Source organism: Klebsiella sp. GFKo11 (assembly GCF_056490265.1).
In genome coordinates, this window is record NZ_CM151369.1 from 4,380,689 (window position 1) to 4,400,644 (window position 19,956).

Annotated in this window: 19 protein-coding genes; 10 read left to right on the forward strand and 9 right to left on the reverse strand. The window is 53.4% G+C overall.

What is annotated here, in order from left to right; all coding sequences use genetic code 11:
* Window positions 1-17 precede the first annotated feature (17 nt).
* The 9 genes from tolB to cydA all read right to left on the reverse strand — a co-directional run bounded on the left by tolB (window position 18) and on the right by cydA (window position 7,663).
* Window positions 18-1,310, reverse strand: a complete 1,293-nt coding sequence (gene tolB, locus AC07P6_RS21250) for a Tol-Pal system beta propeller repeat protein TolB (protein ID WP_110276822.1) — start codon at window positions 1,308-1,310, stop codon at window positions 18-20.
* A gap of 129 nt (window positions 1,311-1,439) precedes the next feature.
* On the reverse strand, window positions 1,440-2,738 hold the full coding sequence (gene tolA / locus AC07P6_RS21255; protein WP_434659718.1) for a cell envelope integrity protein TolA: 1,299 nt from the start codon (window positions 2,736-2,738) through the stop codon (window positions 1,440-1,442).
* Between the two features lie 105 nt (window positions 2,739-2,843).
* A complete protein-coding gene (gene tolR, locus AC07P6_RS21260) occupies window positions 2,844-3,272 on the reverse strand; it encodes a colicin uptake protein TolR (RefSeq protein ID WP_087828655.1) in 429 nt (142 codons plus the stop codon).
* 3 nt (window positions 3,273-3,275) lie between these two features.
* Window positions 3,276-3,968 carry a Tol-Pal system protein TolQ gene (gene tolQ / locus AC07P6_RS21265; RefSeq protein ID WP_110276824.1) on the reverse strand — a complete coding sequence of 231 codons (693 nt, stop codon included), beginning with the start codon at window positions 3,966-3,968 and terminating at the stop codon, window positions 3,276-3,278.
* On the reverse strand, window positions 3,965-4,369 hold the full coding sequence (gene ybgC, locus AC07P6_RS21270) for a tol-pal system-associated acyl-CoA thioesterase (RefSeq protein ID WP_110276825.1): 405 nt from the start codon (window positions 4,367-4,369) through the stop codon (window positions 3,965-3,967). The genes tolQ and ybgC overlap by 4 nt, the downstream gene beginning before the upstream one ends.
* Before the next feature lie 149 nt (window positions 4,370-4,518).
* Window positions 4,519-4,809, reverse strand: coding sequence for a cyd operon protein YbgE (gene ybgE, locus AC07P6_RS21275; protein ID WP_004100327.1), 291 nt, complete (start codon window positions 4,807-4,809; stop codon window positions 4,519-4,521).
* Window positions 4,809-4,922 carry a cytochrome bd-I oxidase subunit CydX gene (gene cydX / locus AC07P6_RS21280; RefSeq protein ID WP_004100325.1) on the reverse strand — a complete coding sequence of 38 codons (114 nt, stop codon included), beginning with the start codon at window positions 4,920-4,922 and terminating at the stop codon, window positions 4,809-4,811. Before cydX ends, ybgE begins: the two co-directional genes overlap by 1 nt.
* Before the next feature lie 17 nt (window positions 4,923-4,939).
* Window positions 4,940-6,079: a cytochrome d ubiquinol oxidase subunit II gene (gene cydB, locus AC07P6_RS21285; RefSeq protein ID WP_181482990.1), complete on the reverse strand. Its 1,140-nt coding sequence runs from the start codon at window positions 6,077-6,079 to the stop codon at window positions 4,940-4,942.
* 15 nt (window positions 6,080-6,094) lie between these two features.
* The gene (gene cydA / locus AC07P6_RS21290) at window positions 6,095-7,663 is read right to left on the reverse strand and encodes a cytochrome ubiquinol oxidase subunit I (RefSeq protein WP_182240688.1); all 1,569 of its coding nucleotides are present in this window, start codon (window positions 7,661-7,663) and stop codon (window positions 6,095-6,097) included.
* Window positions 7,664-8,888: 1,225 nt separating this feature from the next.
* On the opposite strand from cydA, the gene glmS reads away from it, so the two are divergent.
* From glmS to cobO, 10 genes are all read left to right on the forward strand, one after another.
* Window positions 8,889-9,338, forward strand: a complete 450-nt coding sequence (glmS, locus tag AC07P6_RS21295) for a methylaspartate mutase subunit S (RefSeq protein ID WP_110276828.1) — start codon at window positions 8,889-8,891, stop codon at window positions 9,336-9,338.
* Window positions 9,338-10,726 carry a methylaspartate mutase accessory protein GlmL gene (glmL, locus tag AC07P6_RS21300; protein WP_182237269.1) on the forward strand — a complete coding sequence of 463 codons (1,389 nt, stop codon included), beginning with the start codon at window positions 9,338-9,340 and terminating at the stop codon, window positions 10,724-10,726. Before glmS ends, glmL begins: the two co-directional genes overlap by 1 nt.
* 18 nt (window positions 10,727-10,744) lie before the next feature.
* A complete protein-coding gene (locus AC07P6_RS21305) occupies window positions 10,745-12,190 on the forward strand; it encodes a methylaspartate mutase subunit E (protein ID WP_181482992.1) in 1,446 nt (481 codons plus the stop codon).
* Window positions 12,190-13,431, forward strand: a complete 1,242-nt coding sequence (locus tag AC07P6_RS21310; RefSeq protein ID WP_478314547.1) for a methylaspartate ammonia-lyase — start codon at window positions 12,190-12,192, stop codon at window positions 13,429-13,431. Before AC07P6_RS21305 ends, AC07P6_RS21310 begins: the two co-directional genes overlap by 1 nt.
* 3 nt (window positions 13,432-13,434) lie before the next feature.
* Entirely contained in the window at window positions 13,435-14,805 is a 1,371-nt protein-coding gene (locus AC07P6_RS21315; protein ID WP_478314549.1) for an acyclic terpene utilization AtuA family protein, read from the forward strand.
* On the forward strand, window positions 14,802-15,119 hold the full coding sequence (locus AC07P6_RS21320; RefSeq protein WP_110276833.1) for a DUF4387 domain-containing protein: 318 nt from the start codon (window positions 14,802-14,804) through the stop codon (window positions 15,117-15,119). Before AC07P6_RS21315 ends, AC07P6_RS21320 begins: the two co-directional genes overlap by 4 nt.
* Window positions 15,120-15,280: 161 nt before the next feature.
* A complete protein-coding gene (locus AC07P6_RS21325; RefSeq protein WP_112214464.1) occupies window positions 15,281-16,588 on the forward strand; it encodes a dicarboxylate/amino acid:cation symporter in 1,308 nt (435 codons plus the stop codon).
* A 55-nt stretch (window positions 16,589-16,643) separates the two neighbouring features.
* Window positions 16,644-17,645 carry a glutaminase A gene (glsA, locus tag AC07P6_RS21330; RefSeq protein WP_434659728.1) on the forward strand — a complete coding sequence of 334 codons (1,002 nt, stop codon included), beginning with the start codon at window positions 16,644-16,646 and terminating at the stop codon, window positions 17,643-17,645.
* An 11-nt stretch (window positions 17,646-17,656) separates the two neighbouring features.
* On the forward strand, window positions 17,657-19,309 hold the full coding sequence (locus AC07P6_RS21335; RefSeq protein WP_304257098.1) for a class I fumarate hydratase: 1,653 nt from the start codon (window positions 17,657-17,659) through the stop codon (window positions 19,307-19,309).
* A gap of 9 nt (window positions 19,310-19,318) precedes the next feature.
* Window positions 19,319-19,921 carry a cob(I)yrinic acid a,c-diamide adenosyltransferase gene (gene cobO / locus AC07P6_RS21340; RefSeq protein WP_478314551.1) on the forward strand — a complete coding sequence of 201 codons (603 nt, stop codon included), beginning with the start codon at window positions 19,319-19,321 and terminating at the stop codon, window positions 19,919-19,921.
* Window positions 19,922-19,956 lie beyond the last annotated feature (35 nt).

Consider the following 19,956-nt stretch of genomic DNA (forward strand, 5'->3'; position numbering starts at 1 on the left):
TAATCAATTATTTATTATCACAGATACGGCGACCAGGCAGGTGATTTTACCTGTCCATCAGTTGCCGGAAGACGCGCTTTGAAACGCCCATCTGTAGAAACCAAATTCAGTACGGATCCCATCCCCTGAGAAGAGCTGTAGATTACCATAGTGCCGTTTGGTGCCAGACTTGGCGTTTCATCTAAAAACGTTGATGACAGAACCTGCACACCACCCGCTTCCAGATCTTGCTTAGCAATGTGCTGCTGACCACCGGCCGAGCTAACCATTACCATAGTTTTACCATCTGCGCTCACGTCTGCGTCCTGGTTTTGTGAACCTTCCCAGGTAATACGCTGCGGCGTGCCGCCATTAATATTGACTTTATACACCTGCGGACGACCGGCCTGGTCAGAAGTGAAGGCCAGGTTTTGACTATCCGGGAACCAGGTTGGTTCGGTGTTGTTGCTGCGACCGTTGGTGACCTGACGCATCTGACCAGAACCCAGATCCATCACGTACAGGTTCAGGCTACCGGTTTTCGACAGGGCGAAGGCCAGTTTGCTGCCATCCGGAGAGAACGACGGCGCGCCGTTGTGCTGCGGGAACGAAGCAATCTGACGCACAGAGCCGTTAGCCAGAGTCTGAACGACCAGCGCAGAGCGACCGCTTTCAAAGGTCACATAAGCCAGTTTCGCGCCGTCCGGAGACCAGGCCGGAGACATCAGCGGCTGGGTTGAACGGTGGACGAGGAACTGGTTGTAGCCATCGTAGTCAGATACGCGCAGCTCATACGGGAACTGACCGCCGTTGGTCTGCACAACGTAAGCGATGCGGGTACGGAAGGCGCCCTTAATACCGGTCAGCTTCTCAAATACCGCATCACTAGCAGCGTGTGCGGCATAGCGCAGATACTGTTTAGTGACTTTAAATGAGTTCTGAGCAAGCACGGTACCCGGCGCACCGCCGGTATCCACCAGCTGGTAAGCGACGTTATAAGAACCGTCCGGGTTTTGCGTAACCTGGCCAACGACCACGGCGTCAACACCGAGCGCAGACCATGCCGCAGGCTGCACTTCCTGAGCGCTACCCGGCTGCTGAGGCAAACGCGAACGATCGAGCGGATTAAACTTACCGCTGTTACGCAGGTCAGCCGCTACGATACCACCGATATCTTCCGGCGCAGCACCCTGCCCCGCCCACTGGAACGGCACAACGCCAATTGGCCGTGCCGAGTCGACCCCTTGGGTGATCTCGATACGTACTTCTGCGTGCAGCACTGCCGCCCACAGTATTAAAAAACCAAATGCTACTCGTAATGCCTGCTTCATCATATCTCCCTTATCCAGGCGGAAAGCCCACGATAATTTAGCAGAATGTTAACAAACTCAAATACACAAAACTACCAAAACCCTGGGACTACCGAAGTTTGTTTTTCCCCGCCTGAACGGGGAAGATCGCTACAGTTTAAAGTCCAGTGTGGCATTTTTTATTTTTTCATAAACAGCCTGACTAGGCGGTTTAGGAATAGTCGCAGTTTTAGCCGCCGTCAATGCAGCCTGGCAAAGCGCAGGATCGCCCCCCTCAGACGTTATGCCTTTTAAAGTACCATCAGGAGCAAGGTTGATATGCAAAACACACCGCTTGCCCTGATAAAGGCTCGCATCGTACAGACGGCGCTGGATAGCTATCTGAATTTGCTTAGCATAAGCGCTTATTTCTGCGCCGCTATCACCACCGTTTGCCCCAGAGGTCCCTGTGTCTTTTGAAGGCTGACTATTACCTTTCGCTCCACCACCCGCTTTCGGCGCATTCTTACCTGAGCTCAGGTCTCCGAGCAGGTCGTCAACACCACTTGCCTCTTTAGCTGCAGCAGCTTTCTTCGCGGCTGCGGCCTTAGCGGCAGCAGCTTTAGCAGCTTTATCCGCTGCAGCCTTTTCTGCAGCGGCAGCTTTGGCTGCTGCTGCTTTCTCGGCAGCGGCTTTTTCCGCCGCGGCGGCTTTATCGGCTGCCGCTTTATCAGCAGCAGCTTTCTGGGCGGCAGCTTTTTCCGCGGCTTTATCTGCAGCGGCTTTTTCAGCAGCTGCCTGTTTAGCCGCTTCCTGTTGAGCTTTCTTCTCTGCCTGCTGCTGCGCTTTCTTTGCCGCATCAGCTTCGGCTTTCTTCTGTGCGTCCGCGGCCGCTTTCGCGGCTTCCGCTTCTGCCTGTTTCTTCGCATCAGCCGCTGCTTTTGCCGCAGCAGCTTCGGCGACTTTAGCCTGAGCGTCGGCCTTCGCTTTGGCGTCAGCAGCGGCTTTAGCAGCCGTTTCCTGCGCCTCTTTCGCCTGGGCGTCCGCTTTGGCCTTCGCCGCTGCAGCAGCTTCTGCTGCAGCCTGTTCGGCCTGTTTCTGTTGTTCTTTCGCTTCTTTAGCCGCTTCCTGCGCCTGCAGTCGATCTTGTTCCAGTTGTTTCAGCCTTTCCTGCTCGGCGGCCTGTTTTTCACGTAGCTCTTCCGCCTGCTGCTGAGCCTGCTTTTCCCGCTGCTCGGCGGCGCGACGGGCGCTGGCCTGCTGTTGCTGTTGGCGGTTGTAATTATTCACAACCGCTCCCGGATCGACCATTACTGCATCAATAGAAGAACCGCCGCCACCGCCGGCTGAAGCATCCAGATGCTCATCAAACGAACTCCAGATCAGCAGCGCTATCAATACGATGTGCAGCGCGACTGAAACTATGATCGCTCGTTTAAGCTTGTCGTTTTGTTCGGTTGCCTTTGACACTATCGGTTCCCAAAAACTGTTCGCCTGTGCCCGCTATATCTGCATGGCTACGATCTGCTTTCAGCTCATAGCCAACATTCTGGCGGGCGCACATATCCCGAGCGATTAGATCGGCTTGGTCATCAAGCCAACCGATTTAACCCCTGCGCTATGCAACAGGTTAAGCGCTTTAATAATTTCATCGTAAGGCACCTCTTTGGCGCCACCGATCAGGAATACCGTTTTCTCATTCGCCTCAAGTCGGCGTCTGGCTTCGGCAATAACCTGTTCCGGCGGCAGCTGCGACAGCGTTTCCGGGCCCACTTTCACGCTGTACTGCCCTACTCCGGAAACTTCAACAATCACCGGTGGATCGTCGTTGCTTTTCACCGCTTGCGATTCCGTTGCGTCCGGCAGGTCGACCTCTACGCTTTGCGTAATGATCGGCGCTGTCGCCATAAAGATCAGCAACAGCACCAACAGGACATCCAGCAGCGGAACGATGTTGATCTCGGACTTCAGTTCGCGACGTCCGCGTCCACGTGCTCTGGCCATGGCTTACCCCTTATTGCTTTCGCTGCTGGTAAACGCCTGACGGTGCAGAATGGCGGTGAACTCTTCCATAAAGTTGTCGTAGTTCAGTTCAAGTTTGTTCACTCGCTGGTTCAGACGGTTATAGGCCATAACCGCAGGAATAGCGGCAAACAGGCCGATTGCCGTAGCGATCAGCGCTTCGGCGATACCCGGCGCCACCATTTGCAGCGTGGCTTGTTTTACCGCGCCCAGCGCGATAAAGGCATGCATGATCCCCCATACGGTACCAAACAGACCAATATACGGGCTGATGGAACCCACCGTCCCGAGGAATGGAATATGCGTTTCCAGCGTTTCCAGTTCGCGGTTCATGGAAATGCGCATGGCTCGCGATGCCCCCTCAACGACCGCCTCTGGCGCATGGCTATTGGCACGATGTAACCGGGCAAATTCTTTGAAACCACTGTAGAAGATTTGTTCCGAACCGCTCAGATTATCGCGACGGCCCTGGCTCTCCTGATACAGGCGAGAAAGCTCAATACCGGACCAGAATTTATCTTCAAACGCCTCAGCTTCACGCGATGCCGAATTGAGTATACGCGTTCTCTGAATAATAATGGCCCAGGAAGCGATAGAAAAACCAATCAAAATCAACATGATAAGTTTAACCAGAAGGCTCGCCTTCAGGAACAAATCAAGGATATTCATGTCAGTCACTGCTTAAACTCCGCGACAATAGACTTGGGAAGCGCACGAGGCTTCATTAAGAGTGGATCAACGCACACGATAAGAACCTCAGCTTCATTTAAAACGACGTTCTCGGCGTTGACGATTCGCTGCGTGAAAACCAAAGAGGTGCCTCGCATCGAGGTTATTTCCGTCTGGATTTCGAGCATGTCGTCGAGTCTGGCGGGCGCAAAATACTCCAGAGTCATTTTGCGAACCACGAAGGCAACTCGTTCAGCCAGCAAAACCTGCTGACTGAAGTGATGGTGGCGCAGCATCTCTGTGCGTGCTCTTTCATAAAAAGCGACGTAGCTGGCGTGGTAAACCACACCACCGGCGTCGGTGTCTTCGTAATAGACCCGAACCGGCCATCGAAACAGCGTTGTATTCACTTTACATCCCGGTAATGCAACAAAAGATTAGTGCTTTCAAACTTCGCTACTATACGCGCGGGAATCGTGGTTTGGAATGGGGGAAAGTAAACGACGAGTAAATTTTTATGGGCTTATGCAAGCCCATATGATTAACAGAGATTTCTTATTCAAAAGAAGAAAAAGAACAGGCCCAAAACGAGCACAATATCAGCGATGAGTGGACAAAAAATTCCCTGCCAGTGAATAGCACGCGGACGAAAACCCACGCCGTGGATAACGCCGGTACAAACCGCCCACATCAGCAGGAAACCATGCCAGATTTCCAGCTCGCTGGTTTTCGCCGCAAAGCGCGACGGATCCCAGAAGATACAGCCAGCTAACGCCAGCGCCATCAATAAGGAAAGCGCCCTTAACGGGCGCTTGTCCATTATCGCATACAGAGTAGCGATAATACTCATCAGTGTTCTTCTTTACCTGCTTTGGTAGCTTCCACGTGCTCTAGCGCCAACGCGGTAATCACTCCAAAGGCACAAGCAAGAAGCGTTCCTAAAATCCATGCGAAATACCACATATATATAGCTCCTTACCTTAGTACAGCGAGTGGGTGTTCTTTTCAATGTCTTCGCGAGTGATGCGTCCGAACATTTTCCAGTAACACCAGGTGGTGTAAGCCAGAATAATCGGTACAAACACAATCGCCACGTAAGTCATCAGGTTCAGCGTCATCTGGCTGGAAGTCGCATCCCACATGGTCAGGCTAACGTTCATCATAGTGCTTGATGGCATGACGAACGGGAACATCGCAATACCAGCGGTCAGGATGATGCAAGCCAGCGTCAGGGAAGAGAACAGGAACGCCCAGGCGCCTTTATCTGCTTTCGTCGAGATGACGGTCAGCAGCGGCAGCACCACGCCCAGGACAGGAATCGCCCACAGCGCTGGCATATTGTTAAAGTTCACCATCCAGGCACCAGCTTCACGCGCCACTTCTTTGGTCAGCGGGTTAGATGGGGCAGTATGATCCATGACGGACTTCACCACATAGCCATCGATACCGTAGTAAACCCAAACACCCGCCAGCGCGAAGCAAACCAACGTCACCAGCGCCGCAATCGTAGAAACGGAGCGAGTGCGCAGGTGCAGTTCACCGACGGTACGCATTTGCAGATAGGTTGCGCCCTGGGTCAGGATCATCGCCACGCTAACAATACCGGCCAGCAGACCAAACGGGTTCAGCAGTTGGAAGAAGTTACCGGTGTAGTACAGGCGCATATATTCGTCCATATGGAACGGAACGCCCTGCAGCAGGTTACCGAAAGCCACGCCAATCACCAGCGGCGGCACGAAGCTACCGATGAAAATTCCCCAGTCCCACATGTTACGCCAGCGGGTGTCTTCAATCTTCGAACGGTAGTCGAAACCAACCGGACGGAAAAATAAAGACGCCAGCACCAGCACCATTGCCACGTAGAAACCGGAGAACGCAGCGGCATAAACCGCCGGCCAGGCAGCAAACAGTGCGCCACCCGCGGTGATCAGCCATACCTGGTTTCCGTCCCAGTGCGGGGCAATGGAGTTAATCATAATTCGACGCTCGGTGTCGTTACGACCGAGGAAACGGGTGAGCATGCCCACCCCCATGTCGAAGCCATCGGCGACAGCAAAACCAATCAGCAGTACACCAATCAGCAGCCACCAGATAAAACGCAATACTTCATAATCGATCATTTGACGACTCCTGTCTTAGCGTGCCGGCTGAGTAGTCGCGGAAGACTGCTCAAAGTGGTAACGACCGGTTTTCAGGCTGCTTGGGCCACGGCGCGCGAATTTGAACATCAGGTACAGCTCCGCCACCAGGAACAGGGTATACAGACCACAAATCAGCAGCATCGAGAAGATCAGATCGCCCGCGGTCAGCGACGAGTTAGCGACGGCCGTTGGTAGCACCTCACCTATCGCCCACGGCTGACGGCCATATTCCGCCACGAACCAACCGGATTCGATAGCAATCCACGGCAGAGGAATGGAATACAGCGCGATGCGCAGCAGCCATTTTTTCTCGCCTATCTGGTTACGGATAACCGTCCAGAAGGAAACCGCAATGATCGCCAGCATCAGGATGCCGCATGCCACCATGATACGGAAGGCAAAATAGAGCGGCGCAACAGCAGGAATGGAGTCTTTGGTCGCCTTAGCAATCTGCTCTTCCGTCGCGTCAGCGACGTTTTCGGTATAGCGTTTCAGCAGCAGACCATAACCAAGATCTTTCTTAACATCGTTAAACCGATCGCGAACGGTTTGGTCGGTTGAGCCAGCGCGCAGCTGTTCCAGCAGCGAGTAGGCTTTCATCCCGTTACGGATACGCTCTTCGTGCTGAATCATCAGGTCTTTCAGGCCGGTAACCTGTTTATCCACGGAGCGAGTGGCAATGATGCCCAACGCGTAAGGGATTTGAATCGCGAAGTGGTTTTCCTGCGCATCCTGATCGGGAATACCAAACAGGGTAAAGGAAGCCGGAGCCGGCTGCGTTTCCCATTCGGCTTCGATAGCCGCGAGTTTGGTTTTCTGCACGTCGCCCATTTCGTAACCGGATTCATCACCGAGAACGATAACGGAAAGGATAGCCGCCATACCGAAGCTGGCAGCGATAGCGAAGGAACGCTTAGCAAAAGCGAAGTCACGGCCGCGCAGCATATAGTAGGAGCTGATGCCGAGGACGAACATCGCGCCGCAAACGTAGCCAGAAGCAACGGTGTGGACAAACTTAACCTGAGCGACAGGGTTCAGGACCAGCTCAGAGAAGCTGACCATTTCCATACGCATGGTTTCAAAGTTGAAGTCCGACGCAATCGGGTTCTGCATCCAGCCGTTAGCAACGAGGATCCACAGTGCTGACAGGTTAGAACCCAGCGCCACCAGCCAGGTCACCGCCATGTGCTGAACTTTGCCCAGACGATCCCAACCAAAGAAGAACAGACCTACAAAGGTAGATTCGAGGAAGAAGGCCATCAGACCTTCAATGGCCAGCGGCGCACCGAAGATATCGCCCACATAGTGAGAGTAGTAAGACCAGTTAGTCCCGAACTGGAACTCCATGGTCAGACCGGTTGCCACACCCAAAGCGAAGTTGATACCAAACAACTTGCCCCAGAATTTGGTCATATCTTTATAAATCTGTTTGCCGGAAAGGACGTAGACCGTTTCCATAATGGCCAGCAGGAACGCCATACCGAGCGTCAGTGGCACAAAAAGGAAGTGGTACATCGCGGTCAAGGCAAACTGTAAGCGCGACAGTTCGACTATATCTAACATCATGACTCCTTGCTCATCGCATGAAGACTCCGAGAGTGAACCCCGTTAGAAAGGGTCACACGCATGCCCCAATACACAAATTTATTTGCGTCTTATCGCCACCGCCGTTTCGCCAGGAATCAGGAAACGGTAGTCGTGAAAAGTTACAAACATGTTAACAAAACACCCAAATTGATCCCGTGATTATATTACGCCGCAAAACCCTTACAATAAATAGGTTTTTATTGAGATAAATTTGCAGTTTTCGACGGCGATCAATTTATAGCGAAAATACCTGTTTTCGGTCAATTTGATCCGCGACAATTTAACTCCATTTCATATTCTTTTCCAAGTTTTAAACATTGATTTAAATCAATTTTCATTTTAAATGTTAATTATGTTTATCTTGTTCACCTCTAGTAAATCCAAGGTTAACGATATGTTTTACAACAGTATCATCGGTTACTGAAAATGATAGTCGATTTATTTAATCCCGGAGCGGAATTTAATGAGCGGAAGAATAGCAGTCAAAACTGAGCCATAAACTGATAATGACGTGTAGCTCACAGATTTTTTTTATCAAGTCAGCACCCTATATTTTTTACTTATTTTATTTATCATTGATTTTACCTTTAATTAACACACCTGCGTAACTATCTCATTCTCAAGTAAATGCACTGCATAACAGCCCCCTCCTCTGCAGTCAGAACGACTTCCCCAGCCTCGCTATCGACAAAGCGCCCTTTTCCCCCTGACGATGTTCATCGGGTCGATTTACGCCCTCTTCGTACTCGCCAACAAAAATGAAATATAAAAATCACATATCGCCATTTTTTATCTTTAATCTAACAATTTGATTTTTGTATATATAAACGACTGTCTAAATTCCGTTATGCGGCTCACAAAACAATTTAAAGAATTGTATCCCTTACTTATTAAAAAAAAGACCAATTAACTAAAAACAAAATAAGACCTTGCTCACAAACATCACAACGCATTTATTAGACCCACGCTAAGCAACAATACCTTGGTGTAAAAATAAAAATATAACTATATGATATTTAATGACTTTAAAAACAAAAATCAAAAACGAGAGTTTTTCGAAAGATATTCTGAAAATAGATCAATTGCTTCCCCCCTACTAACCACAGACACTCCAGCCCTATTAACAGGCAGCCGGAATCAACGCTGCTAAATATTAAAAGTCGTTTTTATTTTAGACCATCAGCCCTACAGAGGATTACCCATGAAGAAATCAACACTTGTTATTGGCGTCATTGGTGCTGACTGCCATGCAGTAGGTAATAAAGTTCTGGACCGCGTTTTTACTGGCCATGATTTTCGCGTAATCAATCTGGGGGTGATGGTAAGCCAGGATGAATATATTGATGCCGCCATCGAAACCGGTGCTGACGCCATTGTCGTGTCATCCATTTACGGTCACGGCGATATCGACTGCCTGGGACTGCGCGAACGCTGCATCGAACGCGGTATTGGCGACATTCTCCTCTTCGTCGGCGGTAATCTGGTCGTCGGCAAACACGATTTTGCCGATATTGAAGCCAAATTCAAAGAGATGGGCTTTAACCGCGTCTTCGCTCCAAGCCACGATCTTGAAGATGTCTGCCAGCTCATGGCCAATGACATAAATCAGCGCCACGGCGTCGAGCAGCGCTGCCTGGAAGAGGCTATCTGATGCAGACCGTCTCTGTCGATATCGGCTCGACGTGGACCAAAGCAGCCCTCTTCGCGAAGGAGGGAGATGCATTAACGCTGGTTAACCACGTTCTGACCCCGACCACTACGCATCATCTGGCAGACGGTTTTTTTGCCAGCCTGAATCAGGTGCTAAACGTTGCCGATGCTCGTCCCCTGCTCAATAGCGGTGAAGTGACGCTAAAGTATTCCTCGTCGGCAAAAGGCGGTCTTGCCGTCGCTGCCATGGGGCTGGTGCCATCCATCACCCTGGAATCTGCAAAGGTGACCGCCCACTCGGCGGGGGCGAAAATCGCCCAGTACTACTCGTATAAACTCAACCGCCACGATATCGAGTCGCTGGAGGCCTCGCCGCCGGATATCCTGCTATTTACCGGCGGGACGGACGGCGGCGAAGAGAGCTACGGCCTGGCCAATGCCCATGCGCTGGCAGAGTCAACGCTCGACTGCGCCATTATCTACGCCGGGAATCGTGATATTCAGGACGACGTGCAGGCTATCCTGGGGCATAAAGATCTGACCACGGTGGACAACATTCTGCCCGACCTCGATCACCCAAATCCTTACGCTGCCCGCAAAGCAATTTGCGATGTGTTCTTGTCGCGTATCGTCAAAGGTAAAGGGCTGGACGTGATCGTCGGTGAAACCGGTGAAGAGCCGATGCCGACCCCGTGGACCGTTTATGAGCTGGTCAAAGCCATCAGCGACTACGACAGCGCATGGAAAGAGTTCATGCTGATCGACATGGGCGGCGCCACCACCGATGTCTATTCCGCCAGCGCGAACACCCTCTCACCCGATACCGTCCTGCACGGGGTTCCTGAACCGTTTGTTAAACGCACGGTAGAGGGCGATCTCGGAATGCGCGTCTCAGCGGTGGTGGTTGGCGAAAGCACTCATGAGCTGGTGAAGGTGGTCTTTGCTCAACAGCCGGAACGTCAGGAGGCCTTTTACGGCTATCTGCGCCATCTGGTCGCCCATCCCGATTATCTGCCGCAAGGCGCCGAAGAGACATTCTTCGACTCCCTGCTCGCCGGACTGTGCGTCGGCTACGCCAGCGAACGCCACGCGGGCACCAAAAAACAGGTTTGCACCTGCGTGGGCAACGTCGATTTACAGATGGGCCGCGACCTGACCACCGTACGCAAAGTCGTCGGTTCCGGCGGATGGCTCTCCCGCGCCAGCCAGTTCGACATCCATAGCTGGCTGAAATACCGCGAACTGGACGACGACGGCAGACGCATTCTCTTACCCACTCAGTTTGAATATTACCGCGATGCTAAAGGCCTGCTTCCTCTACTGGCAAACGTTGCCAGGCTCTACCCAGAACTTGCCGCCCGCACCAGCATTCAGTGTTTAACCCTATAAAATTTAAGGCAACGACGAATGGAACTCCGCAATAAAAAGCTAACCCATGATGAATTCATGACCGAGCGGCATCAGGTATTGCAGACCTGGCAGACCGGGAAAGATGTTGAGAAATTCGAAGATGGCGTGAAGTATCAGCAGACCATTCCTGAGAAAAAACGTTTTTCTCACGCCCTGCTGAAGGCCGATCAGGAAGGGAAAACCCTGAGCCAGCCGCGCGCGGGCGTGGCGTTAATGGATGAGCACATCGAACTGCTTAAAACGCTGCAGGTAGAGTGCGACCTGCTGCCCAGCACCATTGATGCCTATACCCGTCTGAACCGTTATGAAGAGGCGGCGATTGGGATTCAAAAATCCATCGAAGCGGGAACGTCCAAACTGAACGGCCTGCCGGTGGTCAACCACGGCGTCGCTGAATGCCGTAGAATGACCGAGTCGCTGGAAAAACCGGTTCAGGTGCGCCACGGCACGCCTGATGCGCGTCTGTTAGCTGAAATCTCAATGGCCAGCGGATTTACCAGCTACGAAGGCGGCGGTATCTCCTACAACATTCCTTACGCCAAGCGCGTCACCCTGGAAAAATCAATTCGTGACTGGCAGTACTGCGACCGCCTGATGGGCCTGTATGAAGAACACGGCATCCGCATTAACCGCGAGCCGTTTGGCCCACTGACCGGCACGCTGATCCCACCGTTTATGTCCCACTCGGTGGCGATTATCGAAGGTCTGCTGGCGCTGGAACAGGGCGTAAAATCCATCACCGTCGGCTACGGCCAGGTTGGTAGCCTGACGCAGGATATCGCGGCGATTCAATCCCTGCGCGAACTGTCGCACGAATACTTCGGCAATTACGGCTTCGACGATTATGAGCTGAGTACCGTCTTCCACCAGTGGATGGGCGGCTTCCCGGAAGATGAATCGAAAGCGTTCGCCATTATCTCCTGGGGCGCGGCGGTGGCCGGTATGTCCGGCGCGACCAAAGTGATTACCAAGAGCCCGCACGAAGCCTTCGGCATTCCGACCGCCGCAGCAAACGCCCAGGGTCTGAGAGCCTCGCGCCAGATGCTCAACATGGTCAGCGACCAGAAATTCCCGCCATGCGCTGCCGTTGAACAGGAAGTAGACCTGATCAAGAGCGAAGTTCGCGCCGTACTGAAGAGAGTTTTCGAACTGGGCAACGGCGATATCGCTCGCGGCACGGTACTGGCTTTCGAAGCCGGCGTGCTGGATGTGCCTTTCGCTCCGGCCTCCTGTAACGCGGGCAAAATCCTGCCGGTTCGCGATAACTCAGGCGCCATTCGCGTGCTTGAAGCCGGCGCGGTTCCGCTGCCAAAAGACATTCTCGCCCTGCATCATGATTACGTCGCCGAGCGTGCGAATTTCGAAGGACGCAAGCCTTCATTCCAGATGGTTGTTGATGACATCAACGCTGTATCCCACAGTAAATTAATAGGAAGACCATAATGAAAATTAAACAGGCCCTTTTTACCGCTGGCTACTCTTCATTCTATTTTGACGACCAGCAGGCGATTAAAAATGGCGCGGGTCATGATGGATTCATGTATACCGGCGCGCCGGTTACCCCAGGCTTTACGTCGGTGCGCCAGGCGGGCGAGTGCGTCTCGGTACAGCTGATTCTGGAAAATGGCGCGGTGGCAGTCGGTGATTGCGCCGCCGTACAGTACTCCGGCGCGGGCGGCCGCGATCCGCTGTTCCTGGCGGAAAACTTTATCCCGTTCCTCAATGATCATATCAAACCGCTGCTCGAAGGCCGCGATGTCGATGCGTTCCTGCCGAACGCCCGCTTCTTCGACAAGCTGCGTATCGACGGCAATCTGCTGCATACCGCCGTCCGCTACGGCCTGTCTCAGGCGCTGCTCGACGCCACCGCGCTGGCAAGCGGTCGCCTGAAGGCGGAAGTGGTTTGCGACGAGTGGCAGTTGCCGTGCATCCCGGAAGCGATTCCTTTATTTGGTCAGAGCGGCGATGACCGCTACATCGCCGTCGACAAGATGATCCTCAAAGGCGTGGACGTGCTGCCGCACGCGCTGATCAACAACGTCGAAGAGAAGCTGGGCTTTAAAGGCGAAAAGCTGCGTGAGTATGTGCGCTGGTTGTCCGACCGAATCCTCAGCCTGCGTACCAGCCCACGCTATCACCCGACGCTGCATATTGATGTCTACGGCACCATCGGTCTGATCTTCGATATGGACCCGGTGCGCTGCGCCGACTATATCGCCAGCCTGGAGAAAGAAGCGCAAGGTCTGCCGCTCTATATAGAAGGTCCGGTAGATGCCGGTAACAAGCCGGACCAGATCCGTATGCTGACCGCCATCACCAAAGAGCTGACTCGTCTGGGTTCCGGCGTGAAGATTGTCGCCGACGAATGGTGCAATACCTATCAGGACATCGTTGACTTCACCGATGCCGGTAGCTGCCACATGGTGCAGATAAAAACCCCGGATCTTGGCGGTATTCACAACATCGTGGACGCGGTGCTGTACTGCAACAAACACGCGATGGAAGCCTATCAAGGCGGTACCTGCAACGAAACCGAGATCAGCGCCCGCACCTGCGTGCACATCGCGCTGGCCGCACGTCCTATGCGCATGCTGATCAAACCAGGCATGGGCTTCGATGAAGGTCTCAACATCGTGTTTAACGAAATGAACCGCACCATCGCGCTGTTGCAGACTAAGGATTAAGAGATGGCTCGTACATTTAAGATCTTATCGCCTACGGCTATTCTGGGTTATGGCTTCCCGGAAGAGAGTTTTCGTAAAGCCATGGAAGAGTCGCCAGATCTTATTGCCGTTGACGCAGGTTCATCCGATCCCGGCCCCCACTACCTGGGGGCAGGTAAACCCTTTACCGACAGGGCCGGAGTGAAACGCGATCTGCGCTATATGATCGTCGCTGGCGTGAAAAACAACATTCCAGTCGTCATTGGCACCGCCGGCGGTTCTGGCGCTGCTCCGCATCTGGAGTGGTGTCGTCAGATAATCCATGAGATTGCGCAGGAAGAAAAACTGTCTTTCTCGATGGCGCTAATCCCATCTGATGTTGATAAAGAAGTTGTTCATCAGGCGCTGGATAACGGCAAAATTACCGCGTTGGATTTTGTTCCGGAACTGACTCACGAGGCTATCGAAGAGAGCACCTACATCGTCGCACAGATGGGGATCGAACCTTTCCAGCGGGCGCTGAAAGCCGGTGCGCAGGTGGTATTGGGTGGACGCGCTTACGATCCGGCCTGCTTTGCCGCCCTGCCAATTATGCAGGGTTTCGATGAAGGGCTGGCGCTGCACTGCGGCAAGATCCTTGAATGTGCGGCCATTGCCGCCACGCCGGGTTCCGGTTCCGACTGCGCCATGGGGATTATCGACGACCACGGCTTTACGCTGAAAGCGTTCAATCCAAAGCGTAAGTTCACCGAAACCTCCGCGGCGGCGCATACCCTGTATGAGAAGTCCGATCCGTACTTCCTGCCGGGCCCTGGCGGCGTGCTGAACCTGAAAGGGTGTACCTTCAAAGCCGTCAACGAGGGCGAAGTCTACGTCAGCGGTTCACGTCACGAAGAAACACCATACGCACTGAAGCTGGAAGGTGCTCGTCAGGTCGGCTTCCGCTGCCTGACCATTGCCGGAACGCGCGACCCGATCATGATTGCCGGGATCGATAACATTCTCGAAGAGGTACAAGCCAGCGTGGCGCGCAACCTCTCGCTGACTGACGACAGTATCCGCATGACGTTCCACCTGTACGGTAAGAACGGCGTGATGGGCAACCATGAGCCGATGAAAACCGCCGGACACGAGCTAGGGATTTTGCTGGATGTGGTCGCGCCAACTCAGGATATCGCCAATAGCGTCTGTTCGCTGGTGCGCTCTACCCTGCTGCACTACGGCTATGAAAATCGCATTGCAACTGCGGGCAACCTCGCCTTCCCGTTCTCGCCGTCTGATATTCAAAGCGGGCCGGTGTATGAGTTCTCTATCTATCACCTGATTGAAGCCAGCGACGCGCTGCGTTTTGATTTCCACATTGAACAGGTGACGCCAGAAGGAGTTCACGCATGAAACAATCCATATGCTCGCTGGCGCAGGTCATTCGTTCCAAAAACGCCGGACCGTACGAACTGGTTTTAGATATTTTATTTAAAACCCAGGAAGATTATCAGCGGGTAAAACGTTCGGAACAATTAACGCCGCAGCTTATTGCTGGATTATATAACGTAAAGCCTGATTTTATTCATCGCATTGTGTGGTTTGATCCGGCTAATGCGGTAAAAATCGTCATGCCTCGCGATATTATTTCCGGCAACGTCGGTGACAATGATGTATATGGCGCGCAGCAGCACGCCCCATTATTAAGTATTGAGTTCGATCTGTAGAAAAAACACAATAACAGCCATTGGAGCACCGAATTCAGCTGTATCACCGTGCTTCGAATTATCCATGCGGTTGGTCACAACAGGCGTGCGCCTGAGCTGCTGTGCTGGCTCAGGCGCACGTCACCCTACACCAAATCCAACCTTTATCCGATGGAGTCACAATGAAGAAAATTAGTTTAACCAAAATGATCATATTAGGCCTGATACTCGGCATGATTGCCGGGGTGGCTATTAATAATATGGCCTCGGCTGATACAGCAAAGTCGTACGCGCAGGATATTTCCATTTTTACCACCATATTTTTACGCATGGTAAAAATGATCATCGCCCCGTTGGTTATTTCTACCCTGGTCGTCGGCATTGCCAAAATGGGCGATGCGAAAACGCTCGGGCGTATATTCTCTAAAACCTTTTTCCTGTTTATTTGTGCTTCCCTACTGTCGATTGCGCTGGGTCTGGTGATCGTCAATATGTTCCAGCCGGGAGCGGGCATCAACTTCGTGGCCCACGACGCCGGAGCCGTCGCGGCCGTGCAGTCAGAACCATTCACGCTGAAAGTGTTTATCTCTCATGCGGTGCCCACCAGCATCGTTGATGCGATGGCGCGTAACGAAATCCTGCAAATTGTCGTGTTCTCAATCTTCCTTGGCTGCAGCCTGGCGGCAATCGGCGAAAAAGCCGAGCCGATCGTGAAGGTACTCGACTCGCTGGTCCACGTCATGTTGAAGCTGACTGGCTACGTCATGCTGTTTGCACCACTCACCGTTTTCGCCGCTATCTCCGGGCTGATTGCCGAACGTGGCCTGGGCGTGATGGTCAGCGCCGGGATCTTTATGGGTGAGTTCTACCTGACGCTGGGTATGCTGTGGGCGATCCTGATTGGCCTGTCGACGATGATTGTCGGTCCGTGCATTGGCCGTCTGACCAAAGCGATCCTCGAACCCGCGCTGTTGGCCTTCACCACATCCAGCTCAGAAGCAGCCTTCCCTGGCACGCTGGATAAGCTGGAAAAATTTGGCGTCTCTTCCAAAATTGCCAGCTTCGTTCTGCCGATTGGCTACTCCTTTAACCTCGTCGGCTCGATGGCCTACTGCTCGTTTGCCACGGTGTTTATCGCCCAGGCCTGTAATGTCCATCTCGGGATGGGCGAGCAGATCACCATGCTGCTGATCCTGATGCTGACCTCGAAGGGAATGGCGGGCGTGCCGCGCGCCTCAATGGTGGTTATCGCCGCCACCCTGAACCAGTTCAACATTCCGGAAGCCGGTCTGATCCTGTTGATGGGCGTCGATCCGTTCCTCGATATGGGCCGTTCTGCCACCAACGTTATGAGTAACGCCATGGGTGCAGCCATTGTTGGTCGTTGGGAAGGCGAACACTTCGGTGAAGGCTGTCGTGGCAAAGCGCCAGCCAAAACGCCGGAGCATGAACGTCCTGCAACCGAACCTTCAGAAGTTGCTCTGTCCTGATCCAACAGGCCGACTTAGCGTCGGCCTTTTTTCAACATTTCAACAAGGTTGCACCATGAATGTAAAATTTCTCAGCACGTGCATCTTAACTGCCAGCTTACTGTTTAGCGCCACGACACTGGCGCAGAACGCGCCGGATTACGCCAGTATTATCGAACAGGCGCACCAGAAATATAAAAGTAACCACGACGGTAAAGTCGCCGACTACATCCCTGCCCTCGCGACCTACAGTCCTGACAATTTCGCCATCACCCTTGCCACGGTCGACGGCAAAATTTATCAGGTCGGCGACGTGAAAAAAGCGTTTCCGATGGAGTCCCTGAGCAAAGTCTTCACGCTGGCACTGGCGATGGAGCAGCGCGGGCCGCAGGAAGTTTTAGATAAACTCGGTGCCAATGCCACCGGCCTGCCCTTCAACTCCGGCTTAGCGGTGGAATTAACCAAAGGGGCCCCTGAGAATCCGTTAGTCAATGCAGGGGCCATGAGCACCGTCAGCCTGGTTGAAGCAAAAGACAAAACCGATCGCTGGAATAAAATCCTCAACAATCTCAACGCCTGGGCCGATGCCTCACTCACCGTTAACGAGCCGGTATTCAAATCCGAAATGGAAACTAATCAGCATAACCAGGCGCTGGCGATGCTGATGAACTCTTATAACAGCTTCTATGGCGATACCCAGGAAGCCGTCGAAATTTATACCCGCCAGTGCTCGGTGGATATCACCGTTGAGCAGCTCGCCAAAATGGGGGCCGTACTCGCCAACAAAGGCCAATCCCCCTTCAACGGCAAGCAGTTGCTAAATGAAAACTATGTCCCGCAGGTGCTGGCAGAAATGGCCATCGCTGGACTGTATGACGGCAGCGGCAAATGGCTGTACACCGTGGGCATCCCGGCGAAATCCGGCGTTGGCGGCGGAATGGTTGCCGTGGTGCCAGGACAATACGCCATTGCGGTCTACTCTCCCCCGCTGGATGAAGCCGGTAACAGCGTTCGCGCCCAGCAGACCATCGAATATGTCGCCCATGCGACCCAGGCCAATCTCTTTTTAGCAAAATAGTGAGACGTAAAATGTCTAAACCCTTTGTCTGGCAGGAACTCTTTGTTCAAAGCAAAGATAATACAGAGTATGAATTACTGAGCAGTCAATACGTTACGGTGACGGAGTTAGATGGGGAAGAAGTCATCAAAGTCGCGCCAGAGGCGTTAACTCTGTTATCTCAGCAGGCGTTTTATGAGGCTTCATTTTTCCTGCGCAGCGGGCATTTAAAACAGATTGCCAGCATTTTGCGCGACCCGCAGGCCAGCAGTAACGATAAGTACGTCGCTCTCCAGCTGCTGCGCAATGCCGAAGTCTCAGCCAAAGGCGTGCTGCCAAACTGCCAGGACACCGGCACCGCAACCATTGTGGCGAGTAAAGGCCAGAACGTCTGGACCGGTTGCAACGATGCCGAAGCCTTAAGCAAGGGCATCTACACCACGTTTCAGGAAAACAATCTTCGCTACTCGCAAAACGCGCCGCTGGATATGTACACCGAAGTGAATACCCATACCAACCTGCCCGCGCAGATCGACATCAGCGCTACGCCAGGCAGCGAATATCGCTTTCTGTTCGTCAATAAAGGCGGTGGCTCGGCCAACAAAGCGGCGCTATTTCAGGAAACCAAATCGATTCTACAGCCGGAGAAACTCACCGCTTTCCTGACCGAAAAAATGAAATCGCTGGGCACCGCCGCCTGTCCGCCGTATCACATCGCTTTTGTTGTGGGCGGCCTCTCCGCCGACCAGGCGCTGAAGGTGGCAAAGCTGGCCTCAACGAAATACTACGATAACCTGCCCACCGAAGGGAACGAACTGGGCCAGGCGTTTCGTGATACCGCAATGGAAACCACGTTGCTCAACGCCAGCCGCGAATTCGGCATCGGTGCGCAGTTTGGCGGTAAATACTTCGCCCACGATATTCGCGTCATTCGCCTGCCGCGCCACGGCGGCTCCTGTCCGATCGCCATGGCCCTCTCCTGCTCCGCCGACCGTAATATCAAAGCGAAAATCAACAAGCACGGCATCTGGCTGGAGAAACTGGAACATAACCCGGGTAAATTTATTCCCGAATCCTGCCGAGTGGAAAACAGCGGTCAAACCATACAGCTCAACCTGAACCGACCGCTGCATGAGATCCTGCGCGACATGTCCACCCTGCCGGTCGGTACTCGATTGTCGCTGAGCGGGCCAATTGTCGTCGCCCGCGATATCGCCCATGCCAAGATCAAAGAACGTCTGGATAACGGCGAGCCGATGCCGGAATACATGAAAAACCATATCGTCTATTACGCAGGCCCGGCGAAAACCCCGGACAATCAGGCCTGCGGTTCAATGGGGCCCACTACCGGCGGACGTATGGACGGTTATGTCGATGCTTTCCAGGCGGCGGGCGGCAGCCTGATCATGCTCTCCAAAGGTAACCGCAGCCAGCAGGTGACCGACGCCTGCCAAAAACATCGGGGATTTAACCTCGGCAGCATTGGCGGTGCGGCGGCCCTGCTGACGCAGCAGTATATCAAGAGCCTGCATTGCCTTGAGTATCCCGAACTGGGGATGGAAGCGGTGTGGATGATGGAAGTCGAAAACCTGCCCGCCTTTGTGCTGGTGGATGACAAAGGGAATAACTTCTTCAGCCAGTTTGAGCAGCAGCATCGCTGCGCAACCTGTCCGGCCGGACATTAAGGAGCGAATATGCAAGCGCGAGGAAATACCGACCGCCACCGCCTGCGCCAGCAGAAGCTGAAAGAGCAGGTCGGTACCCGAGTGGCGGCGGCGACGGAGAAAAAAGGCGTTCTGATCGTCTTCACCGGAAACGGCAAAGGCAAATCCACCGCCGCCTTTGGTACCGCGACGCGCGCCGTCGGGCACGGCAAAATCGTCGGCGTCGCGCAGTTTATTAAAGGCCAGTGGGATAACGGTGAATACAACACGCTGCATCCGCTGGGCGTGGAATTTCACATTATGGGCACCGGCTTTACCTGGGAAACGCAAAACCGGGAGGCCGATATTCAGGCGGCAACGGCGGTATGGCAGGAGAGTAAGCGCATGCTGGCCGACCCGCACTACGATCTGTTGGTCCTGGATGAGCTCACCTATATGCTGGCGTATCACTATCTGGATACAGAGGAGGTGATTGCCGCAATCGTGGATCGTCCGCCACAGCAGAGCGTGATTATCACCGGACGCGGCTGTCACGCCCGATTGCTGGGTCTTGCCGATACGGTGAGTGAACTTCGCCCGGTGAAGCACGCGTTTGATAGCGGTATTCAGGCACAAGTGGGCATCGACTGGTAGTTTTATCCGATTCGCTTTCTCCCGGCTCGCGCTGC

Coding starts and splice junctions, on each gene's coding strand:
- tolB (WP_110276822.1), bottom strand. CDS start 1,310: ATGAAGCAGGCATTACGAGTAGCATTTGGTTTTTTAATACTGTGGGCG.
- tolR (WP_087828655.1), bottom strand. CDS start 3,272: ATGGCCAGAGCACGTGGACGCGGACGTCGCGAACTGAAGTCCGAGATC.
- ybgE (WP_004100327.1), bottom strand. CDS start 4,809: ATGAGTATTATCGCTACTCTGTATGCGATAATGGACAAGCGCCCGTTA.
- cydX (WP_004100325.1), bottom strand. CDS start 4,922: ATGTGGTATTTCGCATGGATTTTAGGAACGCTTCTTGCTTGTGCCTTT.
- cydB (WP_181482990.1), bottom strand. CDS start 6,079: ATGATCGATTATGAAGTATTGCGTTTTATCTGGTGGCTGCTGATTGGT.
- cydA (WP_182240688.1), bottom strand. CDS start 7,663: ATGTTAGATATAGTCGAACTGTCGCGCTTACAGTTTGCCTTGACCGCG.
- glmS (WP_110276828.1), top strand. CDS start 8,889: ATGAAGAAATCAACACTTGTTATTGGCGTCATTGGTGCTGACTGCCAT.
- glmL (WP_182237269.1), top strand. CDS start 9,338: ATGCAGACCGTCTCTGTCGATATCGGCTCGACGTGGACCAAAGCAGCC.
- AC07P6_RS21305 (WP_181482992.1), top strand. CDS start 10,745: ATGGAACTCCGCAATAAAAAGCTAACCCATGATGAATTCATGACCGAG.
- AC07P6_RS21310 (WP_478314547.1), top strand. CDS start 12,190: ATGAAAATTAAACAGGCCCTTTTTACCGCTGGCTACTCTTCATTCTAT.
- AC07P6_RS21315 (WP_478314549.1), top strand. CDS start 13,435: ATGGCTCGTACATTTAAGATCTTATCGCCTACGGCTATTCTGGGTTAT.
- AC07P6_RS21320 (WP_110276833.1), top strand. CDS start 14,802: ATGAAACAATCCATATGCTCGCTGGCGCAGGTCATTCGTTCCAAAAAC.
- AC07P6_RS21325 (WP_112214464.1), top strand. CDS start 15,281: ATGAAGAAAATTAGTTTAACCAAAATGATCATATTAGGCCTGATACTC.
- glsA (WP_434659728.1), top strand. CDS start 16,644: ATGAATGTAAAATTTCTCAGCACGTGCATCTTAACTGCCAGCTTACTG.
- AC07P6_RS21335 (WP_304257098.1), top strand. CDS start 17,657: ATGTCTAAACCCTTTGTCTGGCAGGAACTCTTTGTTCAAAGCAAAGAT.
- cobO (WP_478314551.1), top strand. CDS start 19,319: ATGCAAGCGCGAGGAAATACCGACCGCCACCGCCTGCGCCAGCAGAAG.